Genomic DNA, 22,079 nt, shown 5'->3' with positions numbered 1-22,079 from the left:
CCCCCTACATGTTTTTTAAATCGGCAACGGAATAATATTTCACTTTCCCGGACTTTTTCGGCTTGATTATCATAGGAATTACAAACGTATGGGCCGTTAATGCCGCGGCCACCCCGTCTATTTTGCGATTCTTGGATTGTTTCGTAGGCATCCAGTTATTATTGCGATCTTTGACCATTCTTACATTGTTCAGATACCAACGGAAAAGCTTGTTATTGTTAAAAATAACCTTCCCGTCTAACATCAGTTCTTTAAAGTTCTGCATTGGGCCACCAAGCGTTTTAAAGCCTTGAATTACTATTTCCGTTTCAAACCCATGTTCTTCAAGAGCTGCGTTTAAAAATAACGCTTTGGACTTGTCGTAACCAATTTTCTTTATCTTGTACAGCTTAGATTTCTCAATAAACCAATCCAAAACAACCTCGTAATTGACGTATTCAGCCTCCGGGATAATGGTCAGATATCCTTTTTTCCTCCATTCATCTAACCGCTGTTGATTATTGTCCCGGTTATATCGGGCTTCTGGTATCCATGAATGAGTTAAAAAGAATATCTCCCCGTTATCAAGCGGAAATTCTAAACAAGCGCTGGTAAAATCCTCAGTTTCGGACAAGTCATAACCGCCGACACATTCCCGGCCCTTCAGCAAGTCAATGTCAATTTCTTTGTTATTTTTATTGATCGTAGCAACATCAACAAATGACAGTTCATCCACATCACTGAAAATATTAAATTGCTTTGTTAACCAGTCGGCCAGCTCCTGCGGGTTTTTCCTATCCTTTTTGTAGTCTGTCACGAGGTTTACAAAGTCCATAAGGCCAATGTTTGGATTGGCTTTTATCCACATCCGCGGATCGTCCGCCTCTTCCGGCTTGTCCAGCTTCGCCAGATAATAAAAAGTCCGTTCGTCTAAATCATCTTCAAGGTTTTCAAGGCATTCTTTTCCCGCCTCAAAGAAATTCATTAACGGCCCATCTAAAACGTAGCCGGCAGTCGTGATATAAATAATTAATGGCTGCTTCCTCATACCCCTTGACTTTTTCATGACATTGATTAGTGCATAATCCACATATTCGTGAATTTCATCAAATACAGCAAAATGAAGATTTTCCCCATCTTTATTATTCTTTTCCGCTGACATGGCTTGCATTGTGCATTTCATAGTTTCGTAACGAATCTCACTTCTTAAAGCCTTAAAGCGTTTGTCTAAATATGGGGAATTCTCAATCATGGCCTTTGATTCATTGAACAGAATAGATGATTGTTTTTGTGAATTAGCCAGAACGTAAACATTGGCCCCGCGCTCTCCGTCAAAACCCAACATGTAATTAGAAGTACCTGAGATAATCGTTGTTTTCCCGTTCTTCCGGCCAACAAAATCCACGGCCTCACGGTATTTCCGAATTCCTGTATCTTTATGAACCCATCCAAAAATGGAGCCGATAACAAAATGTTGCCACGGCTGCAATACAAGTTGATCATGATCACCTTTAGAGGGTTTACATTTCTTTTCTATAAAGCGAATAGGCCGGTGTCCTTTTTCTTCATCAAAAACCCAAGGAAAATCATCTGTCCCCTGCCGCTCTAAATCTCTCATATGTCGTTTAGCAGCTAAGATATTTTCTTTTGATGCCGGGATTGATCCATCTATAAGCCGTTCTGCGTACCACGTTGTCAGTAATTCAGGATAAGGCTGGACAAGGATGCCGCCCCATGATTGTTGTTCCGCTTGATAATCAGCCCACCACTTGGTAAGCTCCGAGTAACTCATTTCAAGCAAGGGTTTAGAAGTCATCTTCTTCCTCTTCTTCCCCGCTCTCTAACTTAATTGCTAATTTTACACGCGCTGCCGGCGACAAGCCTAAATCTGAACCATACGCCCTCAGTTGCGCTGCCATATCTTTTTTACGCATAATAAAAGGGTTGGGCTTACCATCAACCCACAACCCATATTTTTTAATCTGCCTTTCAAATGAAATGTATTGAGAATACGCGTCACAATAAAAGGCTAAATGTGTGATATCGGCCTCATTGATCAATTCCACTTCTAAAAGAAGCTCGGTCAGCCGTTTAAATTCCTTTTTAGCAGTAGCAGACAACCAGGAAGGCGGCTCGATATTTTCGGCCCTCATTTTCATTTTCTCTTCATTTTCAATACGTTTTTCTAATTCGGCTTTCGTATAGCGGCTTTTATTGCCGTCTAATAATGTAAGTTTGGCACTTTTTGCAGGCATAGCCACCGTTTTCACCCTCTTTCGAAAAAAATTCATTTTCACCCTTTACAAATTGCGGCCCCCGATATACGATAAACCCAAGAGCATCAAGGCTTCGGCCGGGATGCTCTCTTCTGTTTTTCCGGGGCGAAAAATCTTCAAAATCGAATTTGTTGTATAGGAAGGGGCATACCGTTGTTTGAAAAGCGCATTGCCCCATGTTTAAAGGGTGGGGGGTATGTTTTAGCGCTTTTTTAAATGATTTCGTTGTTCCCGTAGAATTTGAAAACATTTTCGTTGCGTTTTTTCTTCTTCTCCCCACCGCTTCTTTCCGGGTGCTCCCTGTTGTGGCACTCTAAACAGATCGTTTCAAGATTATCAAGATCAAACGCCCGGCTTGGATCATCCCTTAGTGCAATGATATGGTGAACCGTATTTGCCTCCGTTATCAATCCACGACGCCGACACTCACAACACAAATAGCCGTCCCTAATCAGAACGACTTTCCTTACTCGCTTCCAGCGTGCTGTATTATAGATTTTGTCTAATTCGTTACGTTGTCTTGCCATGCTTATTCCTTTTCTGATTTACCTGAACAGACTACACACGATAAACAGAAGAACGTGAGCGCAATAAACCATGACGTTTCAAATGGGTGCGCATAAATTGTTTCCATGCTCTATCTCCTTTACTCAATATAATAAAAGCTTCCGTGGATAGCGGCTTAGGTGTTGGCATCCTTTCAGCGCATACCTCAGATTCTTTCCTAATTCCTCAAAGGCTTGACCAATTGTTTTCATGTAATCCCTCCAATCATATTCTTTCTAAACTGCCCCCGCACTCAAGCCGTTAACCGCCGATTGTTCTCCCTGAGATTTACCAGACGCAGTTTACAGAGAATATAAAAAAGCGCCTCCATACGGAAAGCGCCCAACACGTTTATTATAGTTATAATAGCTCTTATAATCTATTATTCGATGTTCAACAAGTCTTCAACCAAGTCCAATATTTCGAAATCAGCTAATGAGTTGTATAGAAGAACTGTGCCATCGACATTTATTCTAATTGTTACTGCTTGCTGAGGCATATCATAATTATAATGACAGCTGACAACTGTCCTTTTCTCAACATTTCAGCATAATATTGAGTATCATGAACCCTAGTCCCTCCCATACTCACGGAGCTCACAGTTTCAATTTTCACTTTAAAACGTGCATTTCTAACATCAGATGCCGCGTCTATAATCTTTAAGATGTCAAATTTGTGTTGCTCATATTCGTTACCAAAGTTCTCTTCTAAAATTTCTTTTGTTTTTAATGAGCTGTCTTTTCTGCACAGGGTAACTAAGTTCCCAACTCCTCTTGGTCTCTTGTCCCTTACTTTAACATACGCTTGGTACATGTCTTGCTTTATAACTTGATGAACCACTTCCCCTTTGACCCTTACCGTCTGGGCAAATATTTCATCATTAATGATTTGGATATTTTGATAGCCTGTAGGCGAGATATTATTAATGAGCACATAGGTCTGTAATTGTTCATTGTACCCATTAACAATTTCTCTTTTTTCGTGTGAAAATACCTCCAGTTCTTCATCTTCTCCAGTATCATTGAGTTTATCGTATATGTTTATACTAATAATACTCATGCCACTCACCCCTCCAACAATAGACATTTTCTTGTAACATCTTCTATTGTATCATAATTATGGTGGTTTATGGCTATATAGTCCTTAAAAACTGTTAATTCTTGGTCAACTTCTTGTTGTTCTACTCTCTTATTAAAGGCTTTTTGCGTTAACTGATTTATTGAAAAAACACATTGGAAGTATTCTATATGCTCAGACCCAAGTCTTTGGATCATAAGCCCGTAAAAAGGATTTTTCATAGTTATGAAATAAATTCTCATACTATAATTTTCATCCCTTAAATCAATCCTGCTATTCAGCGTATTAAAAAACCTTCTCAGATTTCTTAACTTTTCAACAGCAGTTGACTTTGTAGCCGTTATATTACCAAATAACAGCTCCACATTTACAAACTCACCTTCACTAAAGTCCAAATCGTATTGTACAGTTAGTGTATAATCTGCAAATTCATACTGTTTCTTATTTTTCAAATTGAATACCCTTTGCTTCTGTTTATAAATTTCGTTTATAACTTCTTCTAAAGAACTAAAGAAATCAATATCTTTATGAACAGAAAAACTAACTGTTAATTTCCATTTCGTATCTCTCCACTTCTTAAACCTTTTCACAAAGAAAAAATAATACTTAGGGAATTTATTATATAAAAATTGGTGTAATGCACCTATACTTAATACCCATGGTAACGCAGTGAAAATGAGTTTTAAGATTTTAAAAAGAGCAACCACATCCATGATGGGTACCTCCAAACTTAGATATTGTAATCATTTTACACTAAACAGTTGATTTTTAGGTGTTTTTTTTTAAATTCACACCCCTAATATTACCCAACTTAATTGCCATTAACACCATCTAAACGGAACAAAAGTTCCTTTCACATATTAGTCTCAACCGTAAGACAAAAAATGCGTTTTTTCAAAAATAAGTATCGACACGTATAAATAACACGTGTTATAATATATATGAAGGGAGGGAAACATGAAGTCTTCAAGAGATATCATAAAGATACTTACAAAAGATGGGTGGTACTTAAAGCGGGTTGTTGGTAGTCATCACCACTTTAAACACCCAAACAAACCGGGAACGGTAACAGTCCCACACCCAAAAAAGGACTTCAAACCCGGCACACTAAACTCTATACTTAAACAGGCGGGGCTTAAATAGCCCCCTTGTAAGGAGGTTTTATATATATGGCAAAGTATTTATTTCCGGCGATTTTTGATGCAGGAGAAGACGGAAGCGACGGCTACACAATTACTTTTCCCGATTTACCCGGCTGCATTTCAGAAGGTGATAACGTGGATGATGCTATGAGCATGGCAAAAGATGCGCTCGAAGGCTTTCTATATGGCATGGAAGAAGACGGCGAAGACATCCCTTCCCCCTCCGCTCCAAAAGATATCAAAGTGCCGGCAACCGGTTTTGTTGTTATGGTAAGCGCCTGGACAGATATTGTCCGTGATGAAATGGAAAACAAAGCGGTGAAAAAGACACTTACTGTACCTAAATGGCTGGCGGAAGCAGCAGAAAAAGAAGGTGTAAACTTTTCGCAGCTTCTTCAATTTGCATTACGTGAGCGGCTTGGCATTAACAAAAGATCATCATAAAAAAAGACAGCCTGTTAAGCTAAACAAAAAAGGCTGTCATTTGCTCTATTTTTCATTTTTAAGCGGGATCGTTCAATATTCTTTTGGACGGTTCCTTTTTTTATATTGAGTAAAGCGGCAATTTCTTCATAAGACATATTTTGCACAGCGTGCATGATGAATATGTCTTTTTCTCTTTCTGTGAGGACGGAAAGGGCATCAGCGATTCTTTCCTTATCCCATTCACTTACTTCTCCTTCAGCTTCTTGAACGATTGCGTATTCTTCCGGCAGCGCATCAATTAAACGCGGATCAGCCAGAATTGTTCTTTTATACACATCCCTACGATCAGCACCACGGCGGGCGCCGGGTTGTCTCCCATTCTGCAGCCATTCGATTGTATATTCAAGGTCGTTTATCATGCCCCCAATTATCTTTTTATCATTTTTTTGTTCAGCGGTTAAGAGACTGTCAGCAACCGCCGATAACTGCCGGTACATCTTTTTAACATCTTTCAATGCGCTTTTATATTCAATGATTAAATCTTGCATATGTTTCCTCCTGTTATTTCCCCTTAAATCAGCCGCTCCCGGCACGTTTCATCCTTTGCCAACCCATTCCCCACCTTTGGGAAGTGCCCTCAGATTGAACCCTACGCATTTATATGAACATTTCTTTGCCGCTTCCGGGAAACAAAAAACGGACACCAATCAGAGCACAGTAAATCTGTACAATGATCAGTGTCCGCAGGCTTTCCGTCTTGGACTTATTCAGTTGAATAATTCGCCTTCATCCCACTTAACGCGGGTAACTTTCCCTTTACTCGTAACAATTTTTGTTTCTCCATGCTCAGGAAGCGGCGTCATTCTTGCTTCACCATTTGAAACAATGACTGCAAAATTTTCATGCGTTCCCATGTCAATTACAAGTTTATCTTTCTCTATTATAGAATCTAATTTAATTAGTCTCAAATGGTTGCCCCCTTTTTTGGTTATTTATCTTTCCGGACACGGAACGGCTGTCGATTTCTTTTTTGACAATACCCGCTCTTTGCTGTTGTTGCTGTAAATAGGATTGATTTTCAGATAAAAGAGCATCCCTAATCCTGTGTTTAATATCTTCCAGTAATAAGAAAAGCCCTTCGGTTGCTAATTTCTTTACTGATTCTTCAAAAGGATTTTTCACTCGCCAATCTCCAATTTATTAGATGCAAAATAATAAATACTATAAAACTCGACATTGAATCTCTTTTTGCATTTTTCACACTCCATCTCAAATTCTCCCGACATATCTCCAAACACGATATAGTCAACATATTCCATTAAATGATTACAGTGAGGACATTTTATTATGTCCGTTGTTTCTGTCTCTTTTTTACTCATTCCGCGCCCTCCTTATCCTTCTCATAGGACTCAATCTGATTGTTAACCAGTTCCAAAACACTCGGCTGACCCTCGTTCAGCTTTTTGATCATTGCTATCCAATCGTTATACTCGATTTCATTCACACTATTTCCTCCTCGGCGCCCATGCCGCGCCCACAATGCGGGCAGCGGGCATCTGCACGGATTTCTAAATCAAATTTTGTATAATCGCAGTCCGGGCAATGGTATTCAATCATGGCCGGGCCTCCTTATTCAGAAAACGATAGTATTTGTCATACCGGTTTCCCATATTGTCTTTCCTGCTCGAAAGCAAGCAAATAAGCGTTCATCCTGTCTCTAAATTTCTCTTGCAAATAAAAATTCAGCAACTCTTCCGAATCCTGCAGCCGCACCGTTTTTTTCTCGTACACCAAAAATTCGATCAGCAGGATAAGTGAGTAATAATTGTGTCGAAGCGCTGCCTCATACCAATCTCTAATCGTCAAAACGCCGCTCCAGGTTGACAAAAAGCCCGTATTCTTTGATGAACGCCAGTGAAACAGTTCCAACCGGGCCGTTTCGCTGCTTGCCTATAATGATCTCAATAATATTTTTGCTTTCGCTTTCTTTGTCGTAATAATCATCCCGATAAAGAAACCCAATGACATCCGCGTCCTGTTCAATTTGTCCCGATTCTCTTATGTCTGACATCATCGGTCGTTTATCCTGCCGCTGTTCAACACCCCGTGAAAGCTGACTGAGAGCAATAACACAAATATCCAACTCGCGGGCCATGTGTTTTAACATGCGGCTGATCTCGCTTATTTCTTGCGTTCTGTTGCCCCTGTGTTTGGCTGATCCTGAAATAAGCTGCAGATAATCAATAATGATCAAGATATCTTTACCGGCAAATTCACGTTTCATTTTTCTGACCTTTGACCATATTTCGTTAACTGTAACGCCTGGGCGGTCAAAAATCCTGAGATCAGCGGAGCCAAGAACCCCGTTTGCTTGTGAAAGTTTGTTCCAGTCATTCGCCGTTAAATTGCCGGTTCGCATTGCATGAGCGTTAATATTTCCAAGGCTTGACGCCATTCTTTTTAAAAGTTGCTTTCGTGACATTTCAAGGGAGAAAATCCCCACTGCCCCGCCTTTATACTGATTAAGCGGGCTTGACATAAAGTTTTGAGCCACGTTGAGACAAAAAGCGGTTTTCCCTACAGACGGACGAGCGGCAATAATCACTAATTCTTGTTTTTGAAAACCTGACGTCATTCGATCTAACTCCGTAAAGCCGCTCCGCATGCCCGTAATTTCCCCTTTAGGCTCCGCCAGTTCCTCGTAAATCTCTAACAGGTCACTTTGTATTGCCCCGTCCTCTTCGTCGCCTGTGGCGTCTTCTAAGCGCATTAAATCGGATATAGTAGATTGAATGACAGCGGAAGGATCGTCATTTGATGAATTCTGCTTAATTTCTTCCGCTATTTTTCCCATTTCTCGCCTTTGCCAATGCTCAAAAATGATTTTTTCATAGAATCCGATATTTGCAGTAGTCGGAACAGAGGAAGCCAAGGCCGCCAAATACTGATGACCCCCGATGCTCCCCAGGTTGTCCCGGCCGATATATTCCGTAATTGAAACCAAGTCTATTGGAATCCCTTTTGTGTCCAGCTCTAACATCGCAGATAAAAGGTTTTTATGCTTAACTTGGGATAAGTGCAACGGCTTTGTGCGGCAGTCTTTTAATAAATCAGGATTAAGAAGGAGCGCCCCTAAAAAAGTTTGCTCCGCGTCTGTGTTGTATAGAAAAGCAGTTGCGTTCATGTCATTCACCGATTCCTAAGATTTTTCTAATTTCCGCTTTTGACTTTTCAATTGATGCCCGTTCCTCTTCCGTTTGCTCAACGGGAGCGGAAAGACTGGCAAGATAGTTTTTTGTCTCTTCTATGGACGGGATCGCATTGATCCGATCAACGATGACATTTTTTTCGTTCAGCAAGTCAGCAACTTTGGGCGGAAACTTGCTCCGTTTACAAAAACGAATGAGATTACCACGCACTTGTTCAAAATCAGCATCGTGTAACAGTTCATGCCACGAATCAACTTTATCCTGCGTTATCTCGAAATGCTCAAAGTATTGTTTTATGAGCGCCATGATTTCAAAGGTTTGTTTTTTAATCATCTAAATCAAACTCCTCTACGTTTAACCGCGGAGCCTTATTTGCCTTTTTGTGCTCTTTATCACTTTTAATTTTGGTGACAAGTCTATCAAACTGTTTTCTAAGACTGGCCGGGCTAAGTATATTGGTTTTCCAAAAGCTATCTTGGTGTGACCAATTGATTAAATATTTGATCTGCTGATCTGTGCGCTTGTCCCGTTCGCGGATCAATCTAAATTCATTGGCCCATTTTTCAAGATTCGGCTTTTTAGCATCCGGGTTATTGTTTTGGATTTCTTTAAAAAGATATTCCGCATTCTCCATGTCGCAAATTTCATATTTGAGACGAGGAGTATTTATATTCTTTTCATTCTTTACATTCTTATCATTCTTGTTTGTGTCCGCTGACAGTCCGTTCATAGTCCGTTCGTGGTCCGCTTGTGGTCTGTTTGTTTCTTCGGAATCGTGATAAACGCTGTAATTACATATGGTTATGGTAGTTTTTTTGCGGTCCGTTTTTCTAATAATCATTCCGTCCGATTCTAGCATTTCTAAAAAACTTCTCAGCTTCCCTTTTCCCCAGGACCAACGCTCCATCAATTTGAGTTCCGAAGTGATGAAACTGCCTTTTTCAACAAGCAACAGCTCATTACCCAAAAGGACTTTATTGTCTTTATGGTTGGCCAACATCAGGAGATCAAGCCAAGCCTCATATCTTGAGAACTTTCTTTTCTCCTGATAAATCCAGTGATCTTGTATTTTTCTATGAAGCTTTATCCAACCAATCATTTAACTCACCTTTACTTGTAAAAATTCATATCGTTGCTGTAAGCCGCTTCCCCCATTAAGTAACGGAAGCCGCCCACAAAACCCGCGCTGAATGCATCTTCTGTATCAAATGAAGCCTTGCAAGAATATGCTTCATCAAACGCTTTGAATAGCTCCAGTTGCTCTCCTGACAGCTTATTTACTAAGTCTTTGAAAAGCTTGTTTACTTGTTCATTAGCAGCCCTTGCTTTTTCCGAAACTTCAATTTTCACCTCATTCGAATCATGCAGCTCCGTACGTGCGACAAGCTTTAGAATTGCAACCATTCCCGCGTCATAGAAATGTGAACCCAACTCGACCGCTCCATGCTTCATCCCACATTTATTTCCAACCTCGATCATTTTAGATGGCGTACCCATTAATTTCATAACTTCTTCCCCTTTTCATGGTATATATTTGAAATATCGAATTGATTTTTTTAAAGAAGCGTGGTATTTTCTATTCAAGCCAGTCAAGAAAAAGTGTGGCAGCACTCTTTCTCGACCAAATGGCATACCTTCTTCTACAGTAGTTTTAGGTTGGGCCGTTCCCGCTCAATTGATACAACGCGGCCGTATTCATCTTTTACGGCTTTATACACCGGGATCGGCTCTTTTATCACCTCTTGAAACATTCTTAACGTATCAATCTCCCCGCTTTTAACACGTTCCATAACACCAGCAAAGAAAATATCAAAGTAAACATCATCTTCGGGGGCCTCTATATTTTTAGTGACAACCTCAACTAAAAGTCTGTCAGAATCAATTTCGGCCGGCAGATCATCAATTATCTTTCTTATTTCAGCCGCTCTTTCTTTACTGTGATCAACAGATAGAAGAGACAAAAAATCGTTCTTTTTCATTTTCCAGTAGCCTACAGACATAGATAGATATTGTTCTAGTTTCTCTTGACACGAGATTCTGTAATTTAATGCTGTTTTAATTTCTTGCTTAATTTCGTTGATCTCAGTTCGCCATTTACGCCCTATGGCTTGAGAGGTTCCTAAGCCCTCAACCTCGTTCAATATGGCCCAAAGACGCTTTTGATACTTTAATGTGAGTTTGTTCCAAGCGTTTACTTTGCGCTGCAGCCGCTTAACCCAAACCATAGTGTTATAGGGGCTATATTTTGAAACAGCCATAATCTTTTCTACGTTGAAAGATTTACTTAATGCTTGAAGAACTTCCTCAGGGATATCCCCCTCTGATGCACCAGCAAACAGATGCGTTAAATTTGATTCTGCTATACGGTCAAGACCATCTTGAAGGGCTTTATTTGCATTCAGGATAAAGGCTTGAAACTCTGTAGAAACATGGTTCACTTCCACTTTTAACGCTTTGACTTGACTATAAAACTCAAATGTATTCATTTTCCATTCCTCCTAAAATAGCGGCCGCCATGATTTAATCCATGATTTAGCGTCCTCAAAATCAAGTTTGCGTAAATCCCTGTACGACGGGACGGCGAACGCGTCTCTAAAATTACGGTGTATGCCTGCAAACAAACGACGTGTGCCTGCCTCGCTATTGTCATAATTGTCCCGGATTTCATAAACACGTTTACGTATCTGCTTCTGAATCACATTTTGCTGAAAGGAATCAATTTGCCAATTGTTTTCAAGTTGGTTCAATCGCTTATCGTGTTCACTTTGCTTTTGTTCGAGACGTATCATCTGTTGAAGTTGCGGGCTTAACTGTGAGTAATCGTTTTGCAAGCTCCGCTCCATCTGATTGAATTGATCCACGTAAGCAGCGGTAAACAGTATGCCTTTTTCCCCTGTCATTTTGTTGGCGACCATTTCACACCCTTGTTTTGTAATTAAATAATGCTTGGCTGCCTTATTCTGTTTTGTCAGATATGTGCTAGGGATGAAAAATGTTTGAGAATCCAATTTTGGATTTTCCTCAATCACCTTTATGTAGCCCTCAATATCTCTCGTAAGATGGAAATGATTTTTCCCCACCATTTCCGCAACATCCCGGCTATCAGCAAGATATTGTCCGTTTGATTCGACTAAATTTAATTGCATGCTGCTTCCTCCATTCTCTTTAATTCGCGTTGCCTAACTTTTATAATTTCCTGCTCAGAAGCCCGGCACCATTGGATACAATAATCAGTTCCGCCTTGGGTAAATTCCATGAGGACTTTACCTGAAATTGATTTTGCCCTTTCGATGATCTCCACCTTTTCCCCTCTGTTGTCTGCAGCATCCTTGGGAAAAATGAAGAGCGGGCCATTTTCAGTTAAAAGTGAGTGATATAAAATCTCTCGACTTTTCATCCTCCGGCCATATATTTGTGATTTGCGGGGAAACTGAATTAGACATGTTCACTTGTTAGCCCCCTTTTCACGACCGAAACATCTATCCCTCTTAAAGAAAAACGAGACGCGATTTCATGTAATTGTGAGACTGATTTCGGTTGGTGCATCCGATTGATTTCCTTGAACATTTCAGCAACCGATAGACAAAGATCAATGCATTCCTCAAAATTGCAATCCTCGATTTCAGCCGGAAGTAATTCGTTTAATAAAAATTGAGCAGTTGAAAGCTTTCGTAAAACTGATACTCTATCTGATTTTAAGAAGTGATCTAATTTCATGCCTTTTCTCCTTTCAGATACTCTTTCCAATGGCGGCCGCGCTGCTCTTCATCGTGGGTTACTGCTTTTCGTTTACACTGAGCTGTCAGGCTCATTTCAAAACCAAAAAGGAAAAGCGAAACCCCTAAAATTTTTCGTTTTTTCAAATTAATAAGCCTCCAATTTTATAAGTGCGTCTGTCCACGCTTTTGTTTTTTACCATTCGTCCATAATGTCTTTCATTACCTGTTTGGATTCTTCATAGAACCAAAACCGCTTGCCTTTCTCCTTTCGGCGCTCAATCAATTTCATTCTCGGATCACGCAAAAATTCATTTTCTAAAAAACTTTTGCTCATGCAGGTTCTTTTTGACATGGTTTCAATATCCCATACAAAAAGTGATTCCCTTATGGCCTGATCCAATTGTTGATTGATATAGTCACGGATTTCGGTTTCATTGACAGCAACGTCAAATTTAACAGTCGGCAAGCCATGACGCCCCTCTTTCATTTACAATTTTCACTATTTTTTCACGTACCTTTTTTCCCTGCCGCTTGCCTAACAATATGTCTGACAAGTAAGCATTTGAAATATTGAGCATTTCAGCCAATTCCTTTTGCTGCATGTCATTAAGAATTAGCCAAGTTTTAACTTGCTTCCCGAAGTTCATTTCCATTAAAAGCACCTCTTTGCATTATCTTTTTTGCGAATTATTTAGCTTTTTGTTGACATTTTTTATCCATTCGGATAAAATCAAGTCATAGCTGAATAAGCCTACAGAATAGCCTTGTACGTTGGGGAACGTGGTCACAGGCTTTAATTTTGTAGTGCTCAAAAAGCTTAATTAATAGCTTATGGACTTAGTTTATTATCCAAAGTGATAAAAGTCAACGATTTTCTATCCACTTGGATAAAAAAGTTCCTGAGCTTTATTAAGGATGGTTGAATTGACTGCATTCGATAGGGTTAAAAAACTTGCTGATGACCGTAAGATATCACTAACCGATTTAGCTAAGCGGATAGATATGGGGGTTAATTCATTATACAAATGGAAAACCCAAAAGCCTGCAGTAGATAAACTTCAAAAAGTGGCTGACTACTTTAATGTATCCGTTGATTATTTACTCGGCAGAACTGATTTTCCTGTTGAAACAATAGCAGCTCACCATGACGGTGAAGACTGGACGGAAGAAGAACTAGAAGAAATAGAACGATTCAAGGAATTCGTACGCTTAAAGAGAGAGAAAAAATAAGAGGTGTATTTGTTTTGGTTTATGATCATCTATTGTTAGAGGCTTCCCGTAACAGAATTGAAGTTATTGAAAGAATTATGCCACCTAGATTAAAGGGCCTTTATAATAGCGGCATTGTCTGGATTAATCGGCAACAATCAAGAATAGAAAAGGGTTGTACCCTTGCCGAAGAATTAGGACATCATTTCACCTCTTATGGAGATATACTAGATCAGAACAAGATGGAAAACCGAAAACAAGAAAAACGGGCCAGAAATTGGGCATATAAAAAATTAGTCCCGTTAACTAAAATTATTGATGCCCAAAAAGCGGGAATAAAAAGCCGTTATGAATTGGCCGAGTTTTTAAATGTAACTGAGGTTTTTTTAGAAGAGGCCTTAAAAAGATATGAAGAAGAATACGGACTTTTTAAAAAGGTGAACGGATTGACAATCTGTTTTCAACCTCTTGGCGTTATAGAAATGTCTGAGGAATTTTAGGGAGGTGATGCAAAAATAAACATAGCCCCTTTTATGCGTCTGTCCACGAAAGAAAGGGCTGTTACAAATGAAAATGTATAAAGCAGATAAAGACGATGATTTATATTATTACTTCAACGCAAAGAAAGAAAAGCGTTGGTTATATCGGCATCGCTATTATGATGCTTTTGGAAAACGGCGTGAGAAGTCTAAACAGGGATTCAAAAAAGAGAATGAAGCATATAGAGCCTTATTGGAAGTCAAAACGTCAGTTTTAAACGGTGACATAAAAGAAGTTGAAAATGAAAATTTAACTATCAGTGAATGGCTTGATATATGGTATGAAACAAATAAAAATCAATGGGAAATCTCCACATGCGAGAACAGAAAGTTAATTATTGAAACTATCATAAAACCTTTACTTGGGAAAATTAAGTTGACTAAATTAGATAAAGTCACTTACAAAAGATTATTTATAAATGAGCTGCTTAAAGAATACAGTCCCGGTAGCGTCGCGCAATACCACGCAACCTTTAAAATTTCTATTAATGCGGCTGTAGATTCTGAAATACTGCGACGAAACAGATTTAATAAAATAATTATACCGCAGCCCAAAAAGGAATCAGAAAATTTTTACACTGCCTCAGAATTGAGGGAATTTCTTGAAGCCTTTAAGCGATATGAAAATATCACCAATTATACAATGGTTGAGTTGTTAGCATTCACCGGAATGAGAAGAGGCGAGGCCATGGGTTTAAAATGGTCTGATGTTGACTTTGAAGGCTTAACCATTTCGATCAACAGAACAAGAGATGCTAACGGCATACGCTCCCCAAAAACAAAAAATAGCTACCGCACTATAAAAGTAATTGGGGAACTGATTACACAGCTTAAAGTATACCGTAAATGGTGCAAAGAATTAATGATTTCTTTTGGGAAACACTTATCAGAAGATGATTTTATTTTCATAAACAAATCAACAACAAAACCAATTTCCCATACAGTAATAAGGTATGCAATTGATCGTGTTACTAAAAAAGAGAATTTAAAAAGAATAACAGTGCATGGCCTCCGACATACTCATGCAACCATTCTGATTAGTAAGAGAATCCCCGTGAAAGTTATATCTGATCGTCTTGGTAATACCCCTGAAATGGTTTTAAACACATATGGGCATTCATTCAAAGAACTTGAAGAGGAATCCGTTGAGGCCTTCGCGGACGCTTTAGCCCTTTGAATTGGGGGAGGTTTTGGGGGAGGGTTTTAAAATATCCGAGCTAAACCCTTTATTTTTAAGGGATTTTCATTTATTGTTACATTCAATAGAGATAAAGAAAAAGCGGAAACATATGAAAACGGCTGATACACGCCATGATTGGGCAAACAGAAAATGGGGAATATCTTATAATGGAAATATGCGGGCGGACTGATTTTTAACGCCTGCTAGGAGGTCACCAATGGATACTGGCACTCACGTTGTCATGGGCATCGCGCTTGGCGGAATCGCAACTCTTGATCCTGCCGTCGGCATGCATACCCCCATGTCTCAGGCAGTTATGATCGCCGCTCTTGCCGGCTCTCAGGCACCTGATATTGATACCATATTGAAGCTGAAAAATAATGCTGTTTATATTCGAAATCATAGAGGGTTCACACACTCCATTCCCGCCGTTTTATTTTGGTCCATTCTGATTCCGGGCATTTTGTTTATATTTTACCCGGAAGCGAACTTGCTGCACCTGTGGCTGTGGACGCTTCTGGCTGTCGTTTTGCATGTATTTGTGGACATTTTTAACGCGTACGGAACGCAGGCCATCCGCCCGTTTTCGCGAAAATGGGTCGCTCTCGGTATAATCAATACCTTTGACCCGTTTATTTTCATCAGTCATTTGGCCGCGATTGCCGTGTGGTATATCGGAGGTCATCCGGGCGTGACATTTTTGACGCTGTATATCATCCTTGCGGGTTATTACGCCGTCCGGATTATCATGCAGCTGCGGATAAAGCTGCGGCTGCGCGAGATGATTGAAGAGGAGATTGAAACCATCATCATTTCGCCGACGATGAAATTCAGGCAGTGGCGTATCGCCGTAACGACGGCCCATGCCTTTTATGTCGGCAGAAGCCTTGACGGTCATGTTGTGATATTGGATACATTCAACCGTGTGCCCGTTCCGGAAACCGATGTGATGAAGGCGGCGAAACAAGATGAAAATATTGCAGCTTTTCTTTCGTTTTCCCCCGTTTACAGGTGGGAGGTCGATACCTTTAAAGATCATTATGAGGTGCGCTTTATTGATTTGCGCTACCGGAGCAAAGGCCACTATCCTTTTGTCGCCATCGTCCACCTCAGTCATGATTTAGAGGTTCTTTCTTCTTACACGGGCTGGATTTTCAGCGAGGAAAAACTGCAGAAAAAATTAAAGCTCGGCTCTGTTTAAGAGCCGGGCTTTTTTTGTCTTCTCACATATATGACGGCAAACACGAGACTGATCACCGATATAGCGGCCGCCGGTTTAAAATACGGCGGATAATACGTTAATTGAATATCATTTTTTCCTTTTTGCGCTTTAAATCCGATAAAGGAATAATCCGCTTTTTCAATCTGTTCTTGTCTGCCGTTTATTTTCAGCTCCCAGCCTTTTTCATATGGAATCGGAAGCATGATATACGGCGCGCGGGTTTTGTTTTCATACGAAATATGAAGCGTATTTCCGCGCCAGCTGAGGTCGGCTGGCGGTTCTTTTTCCGCTTTTCGGTATGCGCTTTTCAGCGTCGCGTACCGTTCTTCGTAAAGCGCCAGTCTGTCGAGCTGATACGATCCTTTCGGCAGCCGGATTTGGATGTTTTTTGTTTTCGGCACTCTGACGGTGAGATCGTTGACACCTGTTTTGTAAATGGATTGATTCGATTTTCTCGTTGTCGTGTAATCGTTCACTTTTAATGTAAAGCCCTGGTCCTTCGCTTTGTTCATTAAATAAAAGCTGACGTAATAATCTCCGCCGTCAGCCGCGGCGCCGTGCGGCGTAATGATCAGGCCGCCTCCGTCTTCGTTTACCGTCAGGATGCCGTCACGATAATCCGCATGTTCGGGGGCTATCTCTGCCTGACGGATGATATTTTCCGCTTCTGGCGGTTTTTTCGTTTTTGTTGTGTTCGATTCCGTGACGATCCCGTCAAGCATTGCCCGTTCCCTGGCTAGGGCGGGCGCTTTTTTCAGGTCGTCCTCGTTATATACTCGATCGGCTGTCCGTACGAACGGAAGTACATATTGATTTTGATAAACCGCATAGCGGGATGATTCCATGATCTTTTTGAACCCGTACGGCACGCCGGCCTCGTTTGTTTTTTCCGTCATATAATATTTTCCGTAAAGCAGGCTGTATAAATTAGCCCTGTTTCCTAATGTCGCATAGCGGCTTACGCTTTCTCTGCCCATGTCAATCTGGAGGTCATTCCAGTAGAAGGACAGCAGATTGCGGTTCAGGATGCTTGAGTAAACGCTGAATCCGTTGAACCCGTATATGATCGGGGTATTATTGAATACGCCGTTCATCCAATCTAAACGGGCAAAGGGGTCCGGGTCTTTTTCTTTCAGACGCTGAATGAGCTCTGCTTGTTCTTTGCCTTTATAGTCAGGACCCGTCATAAATGTATGTGATACCGTATAAATCTTCCCGCCTTCTGATAAAGCATATTTTTCATATGTATTGGCCGTCAGCACCGCAGTCAGCAGAATGACGCCATAAACGGCGGGCACCGCGCCTTTCAGTCTTGCCTTTGCTGCAAAAAAAGCGGCAATGGTCAGCCCCAGAAGAAGCAGGATGGGCAGGTAGGCGTGATCAGAAATATCCAGGCTGAACCGCCTCACCTGGCTCCAATAGAGCAGAACGGCGAGTATGGCGGACATCAGCATACTCTTCCTGCTGATATCCGAAAGCTTAGAAAGCCCTACTGCAACCGTTCCTGCAACCGTGAAGCACAGGACGTATTCAAACCTGTTTTGCGGAGCTGAAAAACCGTTAAAGGCGCTTGCCGCAAACGGACTGAAGTGAAACAGAATATACAGCAGACTGATTCCCGCAAACAGCCGGAACAACCGGTTTTTGTATAAAGAAAATGTAAATAGAAAAAGCAAAAAAGCCGCCGGCAGGATGATAATCCGGCTTGAAAATAAAATGTTGTCGGAAAAATCAAGCCAATCAATATGCTGTGAATACGGCGGCCGCAGATTATGAAGATATCCGTAAACGACAGGGATAAAGGAGACCGCGCTTATACCGAAGCCGAGCAGGCCTGACAGAATAAACATCCGGCATTGAGTGAGCCTTTTCGCCTCATTGTCTTCAAGACGGATGATCCACCGGAATAAGATGTAAATGCCGATGAAAATCAGATTAATATACGCAAAATAAAAGTTGTTGATCAATGTCAGCGCACAGGCGAAGATAAACCACGCCGGCTTTTTTTCCCTAATGATCTTTTCCGCGCCGAACACGAGCAGCGGCAGCCACACCATACTGTCAGTGAAAAAGTCCCAATACACCTCATGCCGGAAGTAAATAATCGAACTCCCATACAAAACGGCTCCAACAAAAGCAGGCACCGGCCGTTTGACGAAATAGCGGAACACACAGGCCGCCGTGAATATGATGAAACTCTGCTTGGCGATGCTGATAAAAACGGAGGCCTGAGCCCAAAACAGTGCATCTGCCTCGCCCGACAGCTGAATAAGCTGCAGAATGCGGACAGCGGCGGAAATAAACAGAAAAAGAAAAGAAGTAGAGAAATAATAGCCGAGCTGACTGTACACTCCCCCGCCCAGTCCGAACGAATAGCTGTAAAACAGCCTGCCGTTCATATATTGGTCAAACAGCAGCTTTTTGAAGACCGCCATTTGGGCGATCCCGTCTCCAGACCCCGTCATATAGCGGCCTGCCGACCACTCTTTTAAGAAAAAGACATGAGCGGCTGCCGCAGCCAGCACACAGGCAGCCGGCAAGATCCATTTATTTTTTTTCATACAACGTCTCCATACCCTGCGCACAGCGGCGGCTGTTTAATGGTTCCACTTGCGCTTTTTTGTATAATTCGTTTCATTTTGTTCTCCGTACGTAATATTCGCTTCTTTAATTAAATAGTGCGGGCGTTTTTTTGTTTCATAGTAAATCCGGCCGATGTACTCCCCGATGATGCCGAGACTCAAAAGCTGGATGCCTCCTAAAAACAGCACGGCGGAAATAATCGTGAAGTAGCCGGGTACGGACACGCCGTGTGTCAGAATATGAATAAATGTCGTGACAATATAAACCATCGACAGAAGCAATATCAGAATGCCGGTGAAAAAGCAAACCCTCAGCGGCTTGTTGTTAAAGGAGACGACGCCGTCCATTCCGTAGTTGAACAGATTGCTGAATGACCATTTGGACGTGCCGTTCTGCCTTTCGACATTTTCATAAAATACGATTTTCTGGTCAAACCCGATCCAGCAGAACAGCCCTTTTGAGAAACGGTTCCCTTCACTCAGCTTCAAAAGGGCATCAACGGCCTGCCGGCTCAGCAGGCGGAAATCTCCGACCCCGTCACTCAGATCCACTTCGACGGCTTTGTTGATAAATTTATAATACAGGGAAGAAAGCACGGAACGCACGGGGCTGTCCCCTTTTCGGTTGCGCTGCGCAATGACTTGGTCATACCCTTCTTCATAGCCTTGAATGAAGTCTTTCAGCAGATGCGTCGGATGCTGCAGGTCGGCGTCCATCACGATTACCGCTTCGCCCTGCACGTGTTCAAATCCTGCCAAGATGGCCGCTTCTTTTCCGAAGTTGCGGGAAAAAGATATGTATTTGACGCGATGGTTTCTGGCGGCCAGTTCTTTAATCTGCTGAAGCGTATCATCCGCGCTTCCGTCATTGATGTAGAAAATCTCATAGTCATAATGAATCGTCTGAAACTCTTTTTTTAAAGATTCATGAATGAGCTTGACGTTATTCCCTTCATTGTAAGACGGAATAATAATTGAGATTAACCTTTGTTTCATGAAGGCACCTTCTTTGTATTATTCTTTTTTAGTACGGCCTTAAAGGCATAGTCCGCAAAACTTCAGTAAGGCTTTTCCTTTTTTTAATGTCGTTTAAACCCATTTTTCGTTACAAGGGTAAGAAAGATGCGCGGTTTTTCGTGAATGACCCAATGGGAGGCATCATCGATGAATATTAGTTCGCCGTTTGGAATCATCCGTTTTGTTTCCGCGGCGAGCTTTTTGCTTAGCGCGCGGTCATTGACGCCCCATATCAATCGGTACGGAACGGCATTTTAAACGGTACGGCAGGTCCTAAACCGCCGGCTCTGATCGCCCGGTACCAGTTCAGCATAGCTGTGAGCGCTCCTTTTCTGTCCCACGCCTGTTTGTAGCTGTCGACATCTTCCCGTGAAAAAAGCTCTGGTCGTTCGGATAAGCCGATCGCGTGATCCAATACCCGGTAATTGTCTTCAGATAATCTCCGTTCCGGCTTTTCGGGAAGCTGAAAGTAAGCGATATAAGAGCTTTTCTTCCATTGCGGCGGGTAGAACGGGGTGACCTTCCGCATAACCGCCGGATGCGGAATATTGACCGTGATCAACTTTTCAACATATTGCGGCCGGGTGGATGCCAAGTGCCAGGCCACGGCTCCTCCCCAATCGTGCCCGATGACGACGGCCTTGTCATTTGTAAAATGAGTGATCAGCCCGATAATATCGTCTCTGAGCGTATCAATGGTATAATTTTCAATACCCTCAGGTTTATCACTGAGATTATAGCCGCGCTGATCAGGCACGACAACATGGTATCCGGCATCGGCAAGCGGTTTGATCTAGCTCTTCCAGCCGTACCAAAACTCCGGAAACCCGTGCAGCAGCACCGCCAAAGGGCCGTCTTTCGGACCGGCTGAAGCGTGTGCAGCGTCACCCCGTTTGTTTCGATCATATGAAAAGTGATGTCATTCAATCGGTTCTCCTCCCCTTTGTTTTAATCTTCTTTCTGTTAAGGCTATGATCAGGGCGCTGATCGCGATCAATAATACGGCTTGAACGATCAGGCTGTACGGCTGAGTGAGCTGAATAAGCAGGCTGCCCGCAAATCCGGCTGCAGCCATCAGAAAGCCGAACAAAATCATGAGGAGCGCACTGAAACGGTTGCCTTCTCTCCACTGGGATTCATCCGCCATAGAGCGTTTCGTCCGTATCCGTACAGGCTGTTAATTGACTTCGGCGGGAAAAGTGTGACTAAAATGCCGGCCGCAGCCATCAGAAGGCCGCCGATTATCATTATCATATCCGTCACTCTCCTTTTCATTTCATACGAAAGGAAAGGCGGAAAGTTTCAGAAAAAAAGCAGGCTCATCCGCCTGCCTGAATCTTTATTTTTGAGCTAAGTCGGCCGTCTTCACATAACCTGCTTTCCCGTCGTATGTGACGTACGCCCATTTACGGTCAAATCCTCCGTCATGGCTGAATCCCCAGCCGAGCACATTGACGGTTTCCCCCGCTTTAACGGAGCTTTTTTTGCCGGTTTCCAAAGTCGGCGTATAAAAAACGGTTTGTTTCGCGGTCACTGCCTTCATCGGCTGCTTCATCAGAAAATGGGTGGAGATATAGGCTTTCTGACCTTTGTAGTCAATCTCGGCCCAATCTGCCCCTTCAAGCTGTTTAACCTTTACGGCATCTTCTGAACGGAGCGTACCGACAATCACCCCTTGTTTATTTGGTTCTTTACGGACGTTAAGTTCTCCTGCTTTCACGATATATGTATCTGCTGCGGTGTCCAGTTTTGTCTGTTGAGCTGGTGCGGCATTCGCTGCCGGATCAAAAAAAACGGTGCCTGCGGCTAAAAATAAGCAAAGTCCTGCGGCCGGAATAAATGCGGTTAACCCTTTTTTCATGTTCATTGTGGTTCCTCCCCGCTATTTTATAAGTTATTACACATTTCCACACTCCGCGGGTTATCAAACATGTTTTTCCTATTTCTTTTATCAAA

The 22,079-nt window shown here is 41.8% G+C and carries 31 protein-coding genes and 2 pseudogenes; 7 read left to right on the top strand and 26 right to left on the bottom strand.

Annotated elements, in window-relative coordinates:
• Window positions 1-4 precede the first annotated feature (4 nt).
• The 5 genes from BAMF_RS24735 to BAMF_RS24715 all read right to left on the bottom strand — a co-directional run bounded on the left by BAMF_RS24735 (window position 5) and on the right by BAMF_RS24715 (window position 4,591).
• Window positions 5-1,795 (bottom strand): terminase large subunit, encoded by a 1,791-nt coding sequence (locus tag BAMF_RS24735; protein ID WP_013351469.1) that lies wholly within the window; start codon window positions 1,793-1,795, stop codon window positions 5-7.
• Window positions 1,785-2,234 (bottom strand): phage terminase small subunit P27 family, encoded by a 450-nt coding sequence (locus BAMF_RS24730; RefSeq protein ID WP_041481708.1) that lies wholly within the window; start codon window positions 2,232-2,234, stop codon window positions 1,785-1,787. Before BAMF_RS24730 ends, BAMF_RS24735 begins: the two co-directional genes overlap by 11 nt.
• Window positions 2,235-2,467: 233 nt before the next feature.
• Entirely contained in the window at window positions 2,468-2,782 is a 315-nt protein-coding gene (locus BAMF_RS24725; protein ID WP_041481617.1) for an HNH endonuclease, read from the bottom strand.
• Window positions 2,783-3,281: 499 nt separating this feature from the next.
• Window positions 3,282-3,860: a beta/alpha barrel domain-containing protein gene (locus BAMF_RS24720; RefSeq protein ID WP_013351467.1), complete on the bottom strand. Its 579-nt coding sequence runs from the start codon at window positions 3,858-3,860 to the stop codon at window positions 3,282-3,284.
• Between the two features lie 5 nt (window positions 3,861-3,865).
• The gene (locus BAMF_RS24715; protein ID WP_013351466.1) at window positions 3,866-4,591 is read right to left on the bottom strand and encodes a hypothetical protein; all 726 of its coding nucleotides are present in this window, start codon (window positions 4,589-4,591) and stop codon (window positions 3,866-3,868) included.
• A 244-nt stretch (window positions 4,592-4,835) separates the two neighbouring features.
• Between BAMF_RS24715 and BAMF_RS24710 the strand changes: the two genes are divergently transcribed.
• Together BAMF_RS24710 and BAMF_RS24705 are read left to right on the top strand one after the other, a co-directional pair.
• Window positions 4,836-5,021: a type II toxin-antitoxin system HicA family toxin gene (locus BAMF_RS24710; RefSeq protein WP_013351465.1), complete on the top strand. Its 186-nt coding sequence runs from the start codon at window positions 4,836-4,838 to the stop codon at window positions 5,019-5,021.
• 26 nt (window positions 5,022-5,047) lie between these two features.
• Complete coding sequence (locus BAMF_RS24705; RefSeq protein WP_013351464.1) at window positions 5,048-5,464, top strand: type II toxin-antitoxin system HicB family antitoxin; 417 nt, start codon at window positions 5,048-5,050, stop codon at window positions 5,462-5,464.
• 14 nt (window positions 5,465-5,478) lie between these two features.
• Here the strand turns inward: BAMF_RS24705 and BAMF_RS24700 are convergent, their stop codons facing one another.
• The 16 genes from BAMF_RS24700 to BAMF_RS24630 all read right to left on the bottom strand — a co-directional run bounded on the left by BAMF_RS24700 (window position 5,479) and on the right by BAMF_RS24630 (window position 13,027).
• Window positions 5,479-5,994 (bottom strand): sigma-70 family RNA polymerase sigma factor, encoded by a 516-nt coding sequence (locus tag BAMF_RS24700; RefSeq protein WP_013351463.1) that lies wholly within the window; start codon window positions 5,992-5,994, stop codon window positions 5,479-5,481.
• Between the two features lie 219 nt (window positions 5,995-6,213).
• Window positions 6,214-6,414 (bottom strand): XtrA/YqaO family protein, encoded by a 201-nt coding sequence (locus BAMF_RS24695; RefSeq protein WP_013351462.1) that lies wholly within the window; start codon window positions 6,412-6,414, stop codon window positions 6,214-6,216.
• Complete coding sequence (locus BAMF_RS24690) at window positions 6,401-6,628, bottom strand: hypothetical protein (protein WP_013351461.1); 228 nt, start codon at window positions 6,626-6,628, stop codon at window positions 6,401-6,403. Before BAMF_RS24690 ends, BAMF_RS24695 begins: the two co-directional genes overlap by 14 nt.
• Window positions 6,625-6,825 (bottom strand): hypothetical protein, encoded by a 201-nt coding sequence (locus BAMF_RS24685; protein ID WP_041481616.1) that lies wholly within the window; start codon window positions 6,823-6,825, stop codon window positions 6,625-6,627. The genes BAMF_RS24690 and BAMF_RS24685 overlap by 4 nt, the downstream gene beginning before the upstream one ends.
• A complete protein-coding gene (locus BAMF_RS41995; protein ID WP_257791813.1) occupies window positions 6,822-6,950 on the bottom strand; it encodes a hypothetical protein in 129 nt (42 codons plus the stop codon). Before BAMF_RS41995 ends, BAMF_RS24685 begins: the two co-directional genes overlap by 4 nt.
• Before the next feature lie 351 nt (window positions 6,951-7,301).
• Entirely contained in the window at window positions 7,302-8,630 is a 1,329-nt protein-coding gene (dnaB, locus tag BAMF_RS24675; protein WP_013351459.1) for a replicative DNA helicase, read from the bottom strand.
• Between the two features lies 1 nt (window position 8,631).
• The gene (locus tag BAMF_RS24670; protein WP_013351458.1) at window positions 8,632-8,988 is read right to left on the bottom strand and encodes a replicative helicase loader/inhibitor; all 357 of its coding nucleotides are present in this window, start codon (window positions 8,986-8,988) and stop codon (window positions 8,632-8,634) included.
• Complete coding sequence (locus BAMF_RS24665) at window positions 8,981-9,754, bottom strand: hypothetical protein (RefSeq protein ID WP_013351457.1); 774 nt, start codon at window positions 9,752-9,754, stop codon at window positions 8,981-8,983. Before BAMF_RS24665 ends, BAMF_RS24670 begins: the two co-directional genes overlap by 8 nt.
• Before the next feature lie 11 nt (window positions 9,755-9,765).
• A complete protein-coding gene (locus BAMF_RS24660) occupies window positions 9,766-10,161 on the bottom strand; it encodes a DUF6809 family protein (protein ID WP_041481614.1) in 396 nt (131 codons plus the stop codon).
• Between the two features lie 134 nt (window positions 10,162-10,295).
• Window positions 10,296-11,141, bottom strand: coding sequence for a hypothetical protein (locus tag BAMF_RS24655; protein WP_013351455.1), 846 nt, complete (start codon window positions 11,139-11,141; stop codon window positions 10,296-10,298).
• Window positions 11,142-11,153: 12 nt separating this feature from the next.
• Window positions 11,154-11,801: a Rha family transcriptional regulator gene (locus BAMF_RS24650; protein ID WP_013351454.1), complete on the bottom strand. Its 648-nt coding sequence runs from the start codon at window positions 11,799-11,801 to the stop codon at window positions 11,154-11,156.
• Window positions 11,792-12,052: a hypothetical protein gene (locus BAMF_RS24645; RefSeq protein ID WP_052364749.1), complete on the bottom strand. Its 261-nt coding sequence runs from the start codon at window positions 12,050-12,052 to the stop codon at window positions 11,792-11,794. The genes BAMF_RS24650 and BAMF_RS24645 overlap by 10 nt, the downstream gene beginning before the upstream one ends.
• A 38-nt stretch (window positions 12,053-12,090) precedes the next feature.
• Window positions 12,091-12,372 (bottom strand): YqaH family protein, encoded by a 282-nt coding sequence (locus tag BAMF_RS24640; RefSeq protein ID WP_013351453.1) that lies wholly within the window; start codon window positions 12,370-12,372, stop codon window positions 12,091-12,093.
• Window positions 12,369-12,518, bottom strand: coding sequence for a hypothetical protein (locus BAMF_RS41160; protein WP_014471598.1), 150 nt, complete (start codon window positions 12,516-12,518; stop codon window positions 12,369-12,371). Before BAMF_RS41160 ends, BAMF_RS24640 begins: the two co-directional genes overlap by 4 nt.
• A gap of 49 nt (window positions 12,519-12,567) precedes the next feature.
• Window positions 12,568-12,840, bottom strand: a complete 273-nt coding sequence (locus BAMF_RS24635) for a hypothetical protein (protein WP_014471597.1) — start codon at window positions 12,838-12,840, stop codon at window positions 12,568-12,570.
• A complete protein-coding gene (locus BAMF_RS24630; RefSeq protein WP_013351451.1) occupies window positions 12,827-13,027 on the bottom strand; it encodes a helix-turn-helix domain-containing protein in 201 nt (66 codons plus the stop codon). Before BAMF_RS24630 ends, BAMF_RS24635 begins: the two co-directional genes overlap by 14 nt.
• Window positions 13,028-13,289: 262 nt before the next feature.
• Here BAMF_RS24630 and BAMF_RS24625 point away from each other — a divergent pair, with 262 nt between their 5' ends.
• The 4 genes from BAMF_RS24625 to BAMF_RS24605 all read left to right on the top strand — a co-directional run bounded on the left by BAMF_RS24625 (window position 13,290) and on the right by BAMF_RS24605 (window position 16,503).
• On the top strand, window positions 13,290-13,604 hold the full coding sequence (locus tag BAMF_RS24625) for a helix-turn-helix domain-containing protein (protein ID WP_308727132.1): 315 nt from the start codon (window positions 13,290-13,292) through the stop codon (window positions 13,602-13,604).
• 14 nt (window positions 13,605-13,618) lie between these two features.
• The gene (locus BAMF_RS24620) at window positions 13,619-14,083 is read left to right on the top strand and encodes an ImmA/IrrE family metallo-endopeptidase (protein ID WP_013351449.1); all 465 of its coding nucleotides are present in this window, start codon (window positions 13,619-13,621) and stop codon (window positions 14,081-14,083) included.
• Window positions 14,084-14,150: 67 nt separating this feature from the next.
• Complete coding sequence (locus tag BAMF_RS24615) at window positions 14,151-15,299, top strand: site-specific integrase (RefSeq protein WP_013351448.1); 1,149 nt, start codon at window positions 14,151-14,153, stop codon at window positions 15,297-15,299.
• 220 nt (window positions 15,300-15,519) lie between these two features.
• The gene (locus BAMF_RS24605) at window positions 15,520-16,503 is read left to right on the top strand and encodes a metal-dependent hydrolase (RefSeq protein ID WP_013351447.1); all 984 of its coding nucleotides are present in this window, start codon (window positions 15,520-15,522) and stop codon (window positions 16,501-16,503) included.
• On the opposite strand, the gene BAMF_RS24600 is transcribed toward BAMF_RS24605, so the two are convergent.
• From BAMF_RS24600 to BAMF_RS24585, 4 genes and pseudogenes are all read right to left on the bottom strand, one after another.
• Window positions 16,500-19,085, bottom strand: coding sequence for a YfhO family protein (locus BAMF_RS24600; RefSeq protein ID WP_013351446.1), 2,586 nt, complete (start codon window positions 19,083-19,085; stop codon window positions 16,500-16,502). The genes BAMF_RS24605 and BAMF_RS24600 overlap by 4 nt on opposite strands.
• Window positions 19,086-19,121: 36 nt before the next feature.
• A complete protein-coding gene (locus BAMF_RS24595; RefSeq protein ID WP_013351445.1) occupies window positions 19,122-20,102 on the bottom strand; it encodes a glycosyltransferase family 2 protein in 981 nt (326 codons plus the stop codon).
• A gap of 83 nt (window positions 20,103-20,185) precedes the next feature.
• Window positions 20,186-21,050, bottom strand: a pseudogene (locus BAMF_RS24590) (alpha/beta fold hydrolase).
• A pseudogene (locus BAMF_RS24585) lies at window positions 21,043-21,377 on the bottom strand (SdpI family protein). Before BAMF_RS24585 ends, BAMF_RS24590 begins: the two co-directional pseudogenes overlap by 8 nt.
• Here BAMF_RS24585 and BAMF_RS41155 point away from each other — a divergent pair.
• Complete coding sequence (locus tag BAMF_RS41155) at window positions 21,325-21,477, top strand: hypothetical protein (RefSeq protein ID WP_157862696.1); 153 nt, start codon at window positions 21,325-21,327, stop codon at window positions 21,475-21,477. The pseudogene BAMF_RS24585 and the gene BAMF_RS41155 sit on opposite strands and share 53 nt — an antisense overlap.
• Here BAMF_RS41155 and BAMF_RS24580 read toward each other — a convergent pair.
• Entirely contained in the window at window positions 21,463-21,990 is a 528-nt protein-coding gene (locus BAMF_RS24580; protein ID WP_013351440.1) for an SH3 domain-containing protein, read from the bottom strand. The two genes, BAMF_RS41155 and BAMF_RS24580, sit on opposite strands and share 15 nt — an antisense overlap.
• Window positions 21,991-22,079: the final 89 nt, after the last annotated feature.

This window comes from Bacillus amyloliquefaciens DSM 7 = ATCC 23350, assembly GCF_000196735.1.
Taxonomy (GTDB): Bacteria; Bacillota; Bacilli; order Bacillales; family Bacillaceae; genus Bacillus; species Bacillus amyloliquefaciens.
The sequence above is the reverse complement of the archived record's forward strand: the minus strand, read 5'-3'. Positions and strand labels throughout refer to the sequence as shown.